General features: G+C 58.5%; 13 protein-coding genes and 1 tRNA gene. 6 read left to right on the top strand and 8 right to left on the bottom strand.

The genetic code is table 11. The features are described 5' to 3' along the window. The first annotated feature begins 14 nt into the window (after positions 1 to 14). The 3 genes from JNK74_25915 to JNK74_25905 all read left to right on the top strand — a co-directional run bounded on the left by JNK74_25915 (position 15) and on the right by JNK74_25905 (position 3,594). Positions 15 to 458, top strand: coding sequence for a nuclear transport factor 2 family protein (locus JNK74_25915; protein ID MBL7649626.1), 444 nt, complete (start codon positions 15 to 17; stop codon positions 456 to 458). Positions 459 to 527: 69 nt separating this feature from the next. After that, the gene (locus JNK74_25910; protein MBL7649625.1) at positions 528 to 908 is read left to right on the top strand and encodes a YciI family protein; all 381 of its coding nucleotides are present in this window, start codon (positions 528 to 530) and stop codon (positions 906 to 908) included. A gap of 697 nt (positions 909 to 1,605) precedes the next feature. Next, positions 1,606 to 3,594 carry a PAS domain-containing protein gene (locus tag JNK74_25905; protein MBL7649624.1) on the top strand — a complete coding sequence of 663 codons (1,989 nt, stop codon included), beginning with the start codon at positions 1,606 to 1,608 and terminating at the stop codon, positions 3,592 to 3,594. Between the two features lie 54 nt (positions 3,595 to 3,648). Here the strand turns inward: JNK74_25905 and JNK74_25900 are convergent, their stop codons facing one another. The 8 genes from JNK74_25900 to JNK74_25865 form a co-directional block, all read right to left on the bottom strand. After that, positions 3,649 to 4,620 (bottom strand): hypothetical protein, encoded by a 972-nt coding sequence (locus tag JNK74_25900; protein ID MBL7649623.1) that lies wholly within the window; start codon positions 4,618 to 4,620, stop codon positions 3,649 to 3,651. Between the two features lie 199 nt (positions 4,621 to 4,819). Continuing rightward, a complete protein-coding gene (locus tag JNK74_25895) occupies positions 4,820 to 5,212 on the bottom strand; it encodes a hypothetical protein (protein MBL7649622.1) in 393 nt (130 codons plus the stop codon). Next, the gene (locus tag JNK74_25890) at positions 5,212 to 5,505 is read right to left on the bottom strand and encodes a type II toxin-antitoxin system HigB family toxin (GenBank protein MBL7649621.1); all 294 of its coding nucleotides are present in this window, start codon (positions 5,503 to 5,505) and stop codon (positions 5,212 to 5,214) included. The genes JNK74_25895 and JNK74_25890 overlap by 1 nt, the downstream gene beginning before the upstream one ends. A 370-nt stretch (positions 5,506 to 5,875) precedes the next feature. Then, positions 5,876 to 6,448, bottom strand: coding sequence for a PIN domain-containing protein (locus tag JNK74_25885; GenBank protein MBL7649620.1), 573 nt, complete (start codon positions 6,446 to 6,448; stop codon positions 5,876 to 5,878). After that, positions 6,448 to 6,900, bottom strand: a complete 453-nt coding sequence (locus JNK74_25880) for a helix-turn-helix domain-containing protein (protein MBL7649619.1) — start codon at positions 6,898 to 6,900, stop codon at positions 6,448 to 6,450. The genes JNK74_25885 and JNK74_25880 overlap by 1 nt, the downstream gene beginning before the upstream one ends. 275 nt (positions 6,901 to 7,175) lie before the next feature. Further along, positions 7,176 to 7,252 (bottom strand) — tRNA-Pro (locus JNK74_25875). Between the two features lie 77 nt (positions 7,253 to 7,329). Then, positions 7,330 to 7,788, bottom strand: coding sequence for an SRPBCC domain-containing protein (locus JNK74_25870; protein ID MBL7649618.1), 459 nt, complete (start codon positions 7,786 to 7,788; stop codon positions 7,330 to 7,332). Next, positions 7,785 to 8,114 carry a winged helix-turn-helix transcriptional regulator gene (locus tag JNK74_25865; protein MBL7649617.1) on the bottom strand — a complete coding sequence of 110 codons (330 nt, stop codon included), beginning with the start codon at positions 8,112 to 8,114 and terminating at the stop codon, positions 7,785 to 7,787. The genes JNK74_25870 and JNK74_25865 overlap by 4 nt, the downstream gene beginning before the upstream one ends. Before the next feature lie 130 nt (positions 8,115 to 8,244). Here JNK74_25865 and JNK74_25860 point away from each other — a divergent pair, with 130 nt between their 5' ends. The 3 genes from JNK74_25860 (at position 8,245) to JNK74_25850 (ending at position 10,610) form a co-directional block, all read left to right on the top strand. After that, on the top strand, positions 8,245 to 8,862 hold the full coding sequence (locus tag JNK74_25860) for a helix-turn-helix transcriptional regulator (protein ID MBL7649616.1): 618 nt from the start codon (positions 8,245 to 8,247) through the stop codon (positions 8,860 to 8,862). After that, positions 8,843 to 9,643 (top strand): SRPBCC domain-containing protein, encoded by an 801-nt coding sequence (locus JNK74_25855; GenBank protein ID MBL7649615.1) that lies wholly within the window; start codon positions 8,843 to 8,845, stop codon positions 9,641 to 9,643. The genes JNK74_25860 and JNK74_25855 overlap by 20 nt, the downstream gene beginning before the upstream one ends. Before the next feature lie 118 nt (positions 9,644 to 9,761). Further along, positions 9,762 to 10,610, top strand: a complete 849-nt coding sequence (locus JNK74_25850; protein MBL7649614.1) for an SRPBCC domain-containing protein — start codon at positions 9,762 to 9,764, stop codon at positions 10,608 to 10,610. Positions 10,611 to 10,733 lie beyond the last annotated feature (123 nt).

Here is a 10,733-nt window from a genome sequence, read left to right as displayed (position 1 = left end):
TCAGGAGCCCAACCATGACCACCGCAACCGAATCCACCCTCCAGGCCGAAATTCGCGAGGTCCTCGCAGCCCGCAACCGGGCCATCGGCGCAAAAGACGTCGACGCCATCATGGGGCACTACGCCGACGACCTCGTTCACTTCGACGCCATCCCGCCCTTTCAGTCCAGGGGGGCGAGTGGGTTGCGCGACGGATGGGAGAGTTGCCTGCCCCATTTCCCGGACCGGTTCGGCATGGCCTCGGATCAACTTGCCATCTTTGGCGCCGACGACAGCGCCGCCGCCCACTGGATCTGGCGCTTCACGGATCTGCCGGAGGATCACCCCGCTTTGACGACCTGTCTTCGCGCCACCGCCATCCTGAAGCGGCGCGGGGGCGAATGGAAGATTGTCCACGAGCATTGCTCCGTGCCCTTTGACCCCTGCACCAGCCAGGCCTTCTTCCAGCGGGAACCCTGAAGCGGGAAGTGGCTCTAGAATGGCAACTCGTGTACCATGCACGGCACCACCAGCAGTGAGGAGCCGTCCATGAGATTTATGTGTCTAGCCTACGAGGAAGAAGCCATCTTCCATGAAATGTCCCAGGAGGATTGGCATGCCCTGCGCGAGGAGACGCTGAACTACGTCCAGTCACTGCACGACCGCGGGCATCTGATCAGTACCCACCCCCTCCAGAGCGCCACCACGGCCGCCACCGTGCGGGTACGCCATGGCGTCCTGTCCGTCGCCGACGGACCTTTCGCGGAAACGAAGGAGCAGATAGGCGGCTTCTTCCTTATCGAAGCGAAGGACTTCGACGAGGCCGTTGCCCTCGCGGCACAGTGGCCCAGTGCGCGCCTGGGCACGATTGAGGTGCGGCCCCTGGAAGAAGGGCTCAGCATGGAGACGCGGTACAGGGCCCCCGATTAAATCCATGCTAATCTGTCATCCCCTTCGCGGATTGGTAACGTTGCGGTCCTCGGCAGCAAGGCAGAAATCGAGTAGCGCGCTTCAGCCGGATGAGCCCCATGGGCCTTGGCGAACGAAACGTTTACCAGGACCAACCGGCTCCTTCCAGGGGCCTTCCTCATACCACCGGTTCTAACGGCGCTTACTGATTCGATGCGAAGTTCATATGCGGCGCGTCGAACATTGACTCTAACGGCCCCTGCTGTTGGCTCCACGGATCTTCCAGGCTGCGCTCACGCAGCGTCGTTCTCCGCCCAGGTGTGGCCTCTCACAGGGGTGATCAAGCGAGGACCTGGCAAGGGCACAAGTCGGGGAATGGGCAACTCCCGGCGCGTCCTGGTGGGGGCTTGGCCTCGAATGGTGGCGCGAATTTTTCCGCACCTGCAATTCAGAGCATCCAGAGCAAATTAGTCAACTTGGGACGCGACACTTCAATTATATGCTGGACTACAACGCCCAGAAGGCGTAGTATTAATGGCGTCCTGTCTGTGGCGCAATCCATTTGTATTGCATATGTAATACAGCATCCGAATAATGCATTCAGTATTCTTGTCGCGTGTTCCAAGCGCGGGATACTGCGCTGTCGGGCGACCTGCTATGCATCGGTTTTCTCGGAAACTCGAAATGCCCGGCACCACGAGTTTTGAGGAGAAGTACCTTGTCCGAAATCCTCAGCCGAACGGCAAAACTATCTCCCGCCAAACTATTTGCCGGGGGGCTGCTGCTTCTCGGTTTAGTTGCCGTGCTGGACTATGTGACGGGCTACGAATTGCGGTTCTACGTCTTTTACTTTCCCTCTATTGCCATCGTTTCCTGGTCGGGCAATCGTCGCTTTGCATCGGGCATCGTGCTGATCAGCGCGCTCATTCTACTCTTTCAGCAGTATGCTTCCGGATTCCCTTTTTCACATGTGTTCTACGGATACTGGTCGGTCTTCGTCGGTTGCCTGGCGTTCTTCTTTATCGCGGCGCTGAGTCTCGAGGCCCGAAGCCTCTTCGACGGGGCGCAGGCGAAGAAAGAAGAACTCATGCGCGCGAATGAAAAGATTGAGCGCCATGCGAATGAGCTGGCCATGGTGATGGACGCCGTCCCTGCTGCAATTTTCGTGGCGGAAGACGCGGAATGCCGCCGGATCACCGGAAACAAAGTTGCGCACACGTTGCTCGGGCTTCCCCTGAGGACGAATCTGTCGGCCAGCGCGCCTTCCAGCACGGATCCAAGAACCTATCGCGTGATGAAGAACGGGGAAGAAATTCCCGTTCCGCTGCGGCCCATGCAGTTGGCGGCATCGGGGAAATCGCAACTGGATTACACCTTTGACCTGGCCTACGATGACGGAACCGTTAGAACACTTCGGGGGGACGCCGTTACTCTGCCGGATATCGACGGGTGCGCCGCCGGTGCGGTGGGGGCCTTTCTTGATGTTACGGAGCGAAACCGACTGGAAGTAGAGCATGCAAGGAGCAGCGCGCTGAAGGAAGCGGCCCTCGCCAGCGCGATGGATGCCGTATGCATTTTCGATTCCAGCGGTCACCTTACTGATATCAGCGATTCCTGTAGCGAGTTCATGCGATGCTCTCCCGAGGAATCCACCCCGAGACGCTTTGAGGCATACCTCGAGATCATGGAGCTATACACTCCGGATGGCGCGATGGTGCCGCCGGACCGGTGGGTGTTGCCGCGCACCCTGCGCGGCGAATCCGGCTCCAACATTGAATACAGTATCCGGCGGAAGGATACGGGAGAAACCTGGTCGGCCAGCTTCAGTTTCGGGCCTATCAGCGATGGGGATGGGAGCGTCATTGGCGGAATGCTTATTGCTCGGGATATTACTTCACTGAAACAGCTTGAGCAGGAGAAAAAGGAACTTGAACTCAGAATGCTCCGCGCCCAGAGGCTGGAGAGTCTGGGATTACTGGCCGGTGGCATTGCACACACGTTCAACAACCAGCTTCAAGCTATCATGTCAGGTTGCGAGATGGCTTCGGCCACGCTCCCGGCAAATTCCGCAGTGCGGGATATCTTGAAGATAACGAGGCAATCAGCCGAGCGCGCCGCCGCAGTCGCCCGGCATATGCTGGATTACTCGGGCCATGGTCACTTCACGCAGGACCTTGTGGCGCTGGACGCCATTCTTGCGGACGTGTTGCCCGCGTTCAGGGATACCGTGGCCGCGAAAATTGCGATCGAGGGGGACTATGCTCCAGAGTTACCTCTGGCGAGGTTGGATCAGGCGCAGATCGCGCGACTGGCCCTGAATATCCTGGACAACGCCCGGGAGGCGATGGGCGAGGACGGCGGTGTCATTCGCATCAAGGTTGGCGCGATGGAGTGCAGCCACGACGACCTGGAGCTGATCAAGAAGGAGTTCTATCCCGACATCGTCCAGGCGCTGCCCGCCGGCGAGTATGTCTTTCTCGAAGTTTCCGATTCCGGTGTGGGAATGAACGAGGAAACGCTGAGAAGAATGTTTGACCCCTTCTTCACCACCAAGTTTTTTGGTCGCGGCCTTGGACTGGCCACCGTTCTCGGGGTAGTGCGCGGGCATCGGGGCGTGCTCGATGTGCGTAGTAAGCCCGGAGAAGGAACCACCCTGCGCGTGTTGTTCCCGACCGCCCACACGGGTGTCGTGTCGGAACAGGCCTGAGCACTGGGCGGAGCGGTGGGGCCGGGAACAGATTGCGCGCCTTCGCCGGGGGCCTCACCCCGGAAACAGCGCCGCGAGAAATTCCGCCTCGGTGCCATCAAACCGGGCCTCGGCCAGAAACTCCACGCCCTGCTGGTTGCCCCAGGAGTAGTTGATGATGAGCTTTCCCTCGAACTCGCAGTAGTCAAAGTCGGAATTGTTCAAATTCACCGCTTCGGCCACGTGCCTGCGCTGTTCCTCGGTCAGCTTCGGGTTGGCGATCTGCTTGTCCTCGTCACCCCACATCAGCACCGTCTCGAAGGGGCTCAGTTCCCAGTGGATCAGGTCTTTCGAGCGGACCACCCGCTGGGCATAGCCGCCCTTCATCGATTCCAGGAAGAAGTTGTAGTAGTAGCCCTCGCGATATCGAATGCAGTGGGGCGCGGTATAGCGATCCTTCGCGTAGTTGCACTCCGGCGGCTGCACCGTCCATGTCTTCAAATCCTCTGACCGTGCGAACAGCGCCGTGAAGCGCGACCCGGCCAGCTCCTCCGGTTTGCCGATTTCGAACATGAGGAGGTAGCCCTGATCATCCCGACACAACGACGTGTTAAAGATTCCGTAGCCCGGCAGATTCAGCGCGTTCCATGATTCCCACGTCTTCAAGTCGTGCGATACGAAGATATCGATCTTTTCGCCGTTCCAGATATTCACCGCCGTCACAATCGCCAGATCCCCATCCACCGCCGCGCTGCCCAGGTGATAGCCCTTCGCAAAGGCGGGTGTGGCCTCGCCCGTCTCGTGATCGATAAACCGCGAGTACGAATTCCCCGTGGTGTTCGGCTTGTAGCCGGGGCGCACATATTCATAGCGGTAGACCCGCCCCTGAAAGACGACGGGTGTCGTCTCCACGAGATCCAGATCGATGGTACCCAGCTTCACAATCTTCGGCGGCTCGGGCGCGGCCTGGGCCAGGCCGCTGGCCGACAAGGTGGCAAAGGCGCTGACAGCGCCAAACTGGCGGCGGGTGAGGGCTATTGGAGGCAAGCGTGTTCTCCTTGATAATTGCAGGAGGCTCTACCGTACCCGCACGTCGCGAGATGTGAGAAGGACCGCCCTGCTTCGAGTGTTACATCAATTCCGCCGTTGAACGCTATGCGAGGTGATCGTTCCCCAATCCTCTAACATCCGTGCGATCGCTTACACGTAAGAATCGAACCGAGCTCCGTCTTTTCGAAGCATCCTGCTATCCAACGTTCCGTAGCCCCTGTCCTATTTTCCCGTTGGGTTCGCGAAGCAATACCTCAGCGGGAATTTCAAGTCCAACAACCAGTTTGCGAATCATGTTCAGGCTGAGTTTCCTCTGGCCCGAAAGTACTTCGGATACTTTACTCGCGCTGCCGATATACTGCACGAGGTCCTTGGCCTTGAGGCCCTGCTGCTCCATGCGAAAGCGAATCGCCTCGATGGGATCCGGCAAATCTAATGGAAATTGCTCGTCCTCGTATCGTTCCACCAAGAGGGAAAGCAATTCCAGTTCATCGCCTTCGGGAGTTCCAGGCGCGGCATGAAAGATGGACTCGATGCGGACCAGCGCGGCTCGGTGGTCGTGGTCGTTCTTAATAACCTTGGCGTTCACTAGACCGTCTCCACATTAATCTTGTCGTAGTCGTTATGGGTCCCTACGAACTTGATGAGTACGATGCCGGCGGTGTAACTGACGGCCACGACCAGGCGGTATTTGTTGCCGCCAATATTAAACACCACCCGTTCGTTGTTAACAATGCTGGCGTGTGCGTATCTCGCCTGGATGTCCGTCGGTGACTTCCACTGGGCGTGTTTCGCTTCCGCGTACCAGGCTTCCAAGGCTGCTTTGGCACCCGGCTCCCGGTCCCAGAATTCGTGAAGGGTCTTCTTTGCAATCACGCGCATTCAGAGTATCACTTCCCAAGCATATACGCAAGCAGAAGTTCCCAAAATGGGAAGTTTTTTGCTTGCACCGATAAGATCCTGTGCGAGAGTGGTTCGGCTTAAAGCCTCAATGGAAGGCATTGACCACTCCATTCCTCGATTTGCCTTTGAGGTTCGAGGACTTTTACAGGATCATCAGCACGACTCGCAACAGTCGACTTCGTCGTAACTATACTGGCAGGGCACCAGACAAAAAACGCGTCTGACCGAGATCAGATGCGGTATCCTTCGAGAAAAATGGTCGGGGTGAGAGGATTTGAACCTCCGGCCCCTACGTCCCGAACGTAGTGCGCTTCCGAACTGCGCAAAGGCGCAGAGAAAAATCGGATACCTAAAGTGCGTTGCGGTGCTGGCGAAGTAGGGTCACCGATCTTGGTAACCCTTGCTTTTCAAGTGTACTGAGTAGCTCGTTCGCACTGACGTGAGGATTGCGCAGGCTTTCCCGTTGTCGCTTGAAAACTGCACACACGGAGTTGAATGAGTGGCGCAGAATCTCCTCGATAAACTCATCGGGATGCTGTGCTTGTATCCCGAAGACCGACAGGGCGCTATCAGGAAAGTCCCGGAGATTGAAAGTTAGAATAACATCTGCGTTGGCGTGAATCGCAGCCGCAAGCACGTGACGATCATCGTCATCGGGAAGCGTCAGGGTTCCAATCAAATGCTCATAGTCCGTGACGAGACAGTCGCGTACGGCTTCATTCATCAATCTTCGCGTGCGAGCAAGTCGCTCAGGAACAAGTCCCGGATTATTCCGGCAGACGTTCCGTATCCACTCTTCGTGGATGGCATCGGTCCAACGTGCGCGGACTAGCCCGGCGGCGGCGAGCCTGACCAATAAGTCGCGGAGTGGAGCAGGATAGAGTACATTGGCGTCATAGATGGCGGTGAGCGGACGCAGCATCACACGATGCCCAGCTCCTGCGTCTCGGCGGACAACTGGTCCAGAATCATTGCCCTGGCGTCGTCGTCCTTCTGTTTGTAAGCCATCAAGTCGTCAAAGCGAAGGCGTCGATACTTACCGACCATGCGGCTGGGAATTTTTTTCTCGTCCAGAAGCTTCACGACATAGGGGCGGGACACATTGAGCAAGTCGGCGGCTTGCTGGGTGGTCAACTCGGCATTCGTAGGAATAAGCGTGACGGCGTTGCCCTGGGCCATTTCGCTGAGGGCGTGGCGAAGGAGTTCGAGAACCGCGCGCGGCATGGTAATTGTTTCTTTGGCTTCATCGTCGACGAGCTGTATGCGAACACTGGCGTGTCGCCCAATTTTATGCGCCGCCAGTCGTTGACTGGATTCAAGGGCAAGCGCTTGCTCCGCTTTCGTGGGCGGGACAGTTTCGAACGTGTCGGACATGATTGATTTCATAGCGGTACGCTCCTGATTATCTTGTGATAAGTCTAACACGTAAGAGAAACGGTCGCAATAGTCGAAATGCTCGAAACGGATGAGCAAGGTCCCAAGACACGAGAGATGGGGCTAGAAGGTGATGTTAAAGGTGCAGCACGATTCTTGAGAGGGACTGTTTCCAACTGCCCCAGAAGTCGAGACGCTGCTTGCTGGTCACGAGCCAATTGAAACATAAAAAAACCGCGTCTGACCGAAATCAGACGCGGTGTCCTTCGAGAAAATGGTCGGGGTGAGAGGATTTGAACCTCCGGCCCCTACGTCCCGAACGTAGTGCGCTACCGGACTGCGCTACACCCCGAAGGTGACCAAGTATAGTATGTTTCGGCGGGGGGCATCAAGTTTTTTCCGCGCCTCGGGATGGGTATGTTGGGCCGATCAGCAGGAAGCCTTGGATGATTGACCTTCGACATGACCCTGCAACATGGACAGGAGCCATGGCCATCCCTGATAGAGATCGCGCGTGTGCGCATCGTTGAAACCCGAGTGGGTCAGGCGCACCACGGTGCCGAAGCCCTTTTCCTCCAGTTCGAAGCGAACCAGGGTGTCCATCGTTTCCTCATCTTTCCGCCAGGTGAACTCCAGCACGCGCGGGGGCTCGATGCTTTGGTAGGTGCCCTGAATTGTGAAGGGAACTTCACCCATGGACACGCCGCTCATGCGCCAGGCGCCGCCGGTTCGGAGATCGGATTCCATGTGCGTTACTTCGAACTTCCCCTTCACGCCCCACCACTGGGTACGCTGCGCCGGCTCGCTCAGGGCCGCGAATATGCGCTCGGCGGACGCGGCAATCTGTATCTCTTTCTCGATTACGAAACTCGTCTCACAGGTGTTCATGGTTGTTCCTCGACATAGTTTTTCAAGTTGTTAAGCGTTTCGTCCCAGTAGATTTCGTAGTCCCGAAGCCATTGCTCTACGACGCGCAGCGGCTTGCTGTTCAGCGCGCAGAGGCTCGCCGTACCCTGCTTGCGCGTCTCTATCAACCCCGCAGACCGCAACAGCCGCAGATGTTTGGAAATGGCCGGGCGACTGGTCTGAAAGTTCTGCGCGATTTCGTTGACGTTGCGCGTACCAGCGCGCAGCAAACCGAGTATCTGCCGCCGCGTGGGGTCGGCCAGGGCCTTGAAGACCAGATCGTGCTCTTGAAGATCCAGTGCGGACATCGACATCTCCTTTAGTAACCTTATGGTTACGTTTTAATGGTAACCATAAGGTTACCAAAAGTCAAGCGCCAATTGGGCATGTTTCCAGGAGCGTATTGACAAAAAAAGTTGTCAATGGTATCATGGGGCCATGCTCGCCCTGGAAATCATCGAAAATCCACATGCCGCCGCCGTGGCGCTGGACCCGATCCGGAGCCGACTCCTGTCGGAGTTGGCGGAGCCCGCTTCGGCGGCGACTCTGGCGACGCGCGTGGGCCTGACGCGGCAAAAGGTGAATTATCACCTGAACGCGCTACAGGCTCACGGTCTCGTGAAGTCCGCGAGCCAGAAGAAGTGGGGTGGACTCACCGAGCGCTTGCTGGTGGCCACCGCATCGCAGTATGTCGTTTCGCCTGTCGCACTCGGAAGCGCCGGGGCCGATCCAGGGCGCACGGCGGATCGCCTGTCCGCGAGTTACCTCGTGGCCCTGGCCGCGCGGGTAATTCGTGAAGTGGGGGGGCTCGTGGGCGCCGCGCGGGACACGGGCAAGCGCCTGCCCACGCTCTCGCTGGATACAGAGATTCGTTTTCGCACCGCCGCCGAGCGTGCGGCCTTCAGCAAGGAACTTGTCAGCGCCATTGCGACGCTGGCGGCGAAGTATCACGATGAAACCGCGCCGGGAGGCCGACCACACCGATTGCTGGTAATGGCCCACCCGCTGCCCCATGAAAACCCCGAGGAGGCCAGGGATGTCCATCAGGAAAAATGAGAACGGTTCGCGCTTTGTCGAGATGGTGGTGGAGGTGCCGGGTACGCCCGAAGAGGTCTGGACCGCCATCGCCACGGGGCCCGGCATCTCGTGCTGGTTTACGCCCACGACGGTGGAGGAGCGCGCGGGCGGCACCATCACCTTTGAGCTCGGACCGGATATGGCGAGTTCCGGGCAGATTACGGACTGGTCGCCACCCCATCGGCTTGCCTATGAAGAACGGGAGTGGATGGAAGGCGCGCCGCCGCTGGCCACCGAAGTCCACATTGAAGCGAAAGACGGCGGCGTGTGCGTCATGCGGATGGTGCACAGTCTCTTCGCCAGCGGCGAAGACTGGGACGAACAACTCCAATCCATGGAAAACGGCTGGCCGCCTTTCTTCGTCATTCTCCAGGAATACATGAAGCACTACCGCAATCTGGCCTGTACCTCGGTGCGCCTGATGGCGAAGTCTTCGGAGTCCGAGCCATGCACATGGGAGAAGATCCAGGCCGCTTTCGGTCTCGGCGCGTTGGTGATCGGTCAGCCTTTTCAGTCACAGCCCTCTGCGGAGGTGAGCCTCGGCGGCAACGTCATGCAACTTGGCACAGCGCAGTGTCCCCACCAGGCCATGCTTCGCCTCGACCAGCCCGGCCCCGGCTTCGTCACCCTCGGGGCATTTTCCTGGGGCGGCGAAGTACTGGCCTCGGCAAGCTTCTACTTCTACGGCGACGAGGCCAGCGCGATGGCGGCGGCGCGTGAGACGCAGTGGAAAGCGTGGTTCGCAGAATCGTTCCATTAAAGAGTACCCAGTTGTGTGACCTTGCCCGACAGTTCCCATTCCCATAAGACCCGTACGACCCATCGGCAGGCAAGCTAACACTGAGCACCCACACGATCCCCCGATCAGGAGCAACCCCATGACCTTAAAAAAAGATCACGCAGGCCGCCGCTGGGTGGACGTGGAAATCGAAGTGCCAGGCACGCCGCAGGAAGTCTGGGAGGCCATCGCCACCGGCCCCGGCATTTCCTCCTGGTTCGTACCCACCGAGTTCGAAACCGGCGAAGATGGCTCGCCCACCAAAGTCATCTCCCACTTCGGCCCCGGCAGCAGCATGGACTCCGTGGCGAATATATCCGAGTGGTCGCCGCCCCATAACTTCAAAGCAACCAGTAAGGATCTCGGGCCCGAGGCCCCCGAGATCGCCACCGAGTGGATCGTCGAAGCCCGCTCCGGCAGTACCTGCACCGTCCGTGTGGTCCACAGTCTCTTTGCCGATGGCGATGAGTGGGACAACCAGCTTCAAGGCTGGGAAAGCGGCTGGCCCTGGTTCTTTCAGATACTGCGCCTCAGCTTGTTGGATTTTCGCAACCAGCCTTGTCGGGCCTTTCGCATTATGGGTGCGACCGGCGGCGAAACCGCCCAGGCCTGGGCCTATTTCACCAAAGCAATCGGCCTCAAAGAGTGTGCCGTCGGCAAACTCTGCCAGGCTCCCGGCGGCATGCCGCCCATCATTGGTCGCGTGAAAAAAACAGGCGAAGGCGTGCATCATCACGCTGCCCTGATCCGCCTCGACGAGCCCTGCGCGGGCATCCTCTCCACCTTCGCCATGCCGATGGGTGGCGCGGTATACCTCATACTCGATTTCTTCCTCTACGGCAAGCGCGCGGAAGAGGCGGCGAGCAAGTGGGAGCCCCGCTGGCAATCCTGGATGGCGGAGCGCTATCCGATGAACGAAGGGGGCAGCGGCCACTTGACCGATGAATGACGGCACGGGCGGTGACGCGCAACCGATAGGATTCCACCCCGCGCGCCCTGTTGCCTCAAGTAAAAATCTACTCCAAATGTGTTTCGTTGCCTCATGTGTAAATCAACTCGAACGTATCCCGGG

It is taken from the genome of Candidatus Hydrogenedentota bacterium (assembly GCA_016791475.1).
GTDB lineage: Bacteria > Hydrogenedentota > Hydrogenedentia > Hydrogenedentales > JAEUWI01 > JAEUWI01.
The sequence above is the reverse complement of the archived record's forward strand: the minus strand, read 5'-3'. Positions and strand labels throughout refer to the sequence as shown.

Excerpts from the sequence above, each read along its gene's own strand:
- JNK74_25865 (MBL7649617.1), bottom strand. The coding sequence starts at position 8,114 with ATGTCCGCACTGGATCTTCAAGAGCACGATCTGGTCTTCAAGGCCCTG.
- JNK74_25910 (MBL7649625.1), top strand. The coding sequence starts at position 528 with ATGAGATTTATGTGTCTAGCCTACGAGGAAGAAGCCATCTTCCATGAA.
- JNK74_25860 (MBL7649616.1), top strand. The coding sequence starts at position 8,245 with ATGCTCGCCCTGGAAATCATCGAAAATCCACATGCCGCCGCCGTGGCG.
- JNK74_25855 (MBL7649615.1), top strand. The coding sequence starts at position 8,843 with ATGTCCATCAGGAAAAATGAGAACGGTTCGCGCTTTGTCGAGATGGTG.
- JNK74_25870 (MBL7649618.1), bottom strand. The coding sequence starts at position 7,788 with ATGAACACCTGTGAGACGAGTTTCGTAATCGAGAAAGAGATACAGATT.
- JNK74_25880 (MBL7649619.1), bottom strand. The coding sequence starts at position 6,900 with ATGTCCGACACGTTCGAAACTGTCCCGCCCACGAAAGCGGAGCAAGCG.
- JNK74_25850 (MBL7649614.1), top strand. The coding sequence starts at position 9,762 with ATGACCTTAAAAAAAGATCACGCAGGCCGCCGCTGGGTGGACGTGGAA.
- JNK74_25890 (MBL7649621.1), bottom strand. The coding sequence starts at position 5,505 with ATGCGCGTGATTGCAAAGAAGACCCTTCACGAATTCTGGGACCGGGAG.
- JNK74_25915 (MBL7649626.1), top strand. The coding sequence starts at position 15 with ATGACCACCGCAACCGAATCCACCCTCCAGGCCGAAATTCGCGAGGTC.
- JNK74_25885 (MBL7649620.1), bottom strand. The coding sequence starts at position 6,448 with ATGCTGCGTCCGCTCACCGCCATCTATGACGCCAATGTACTCTATCCT.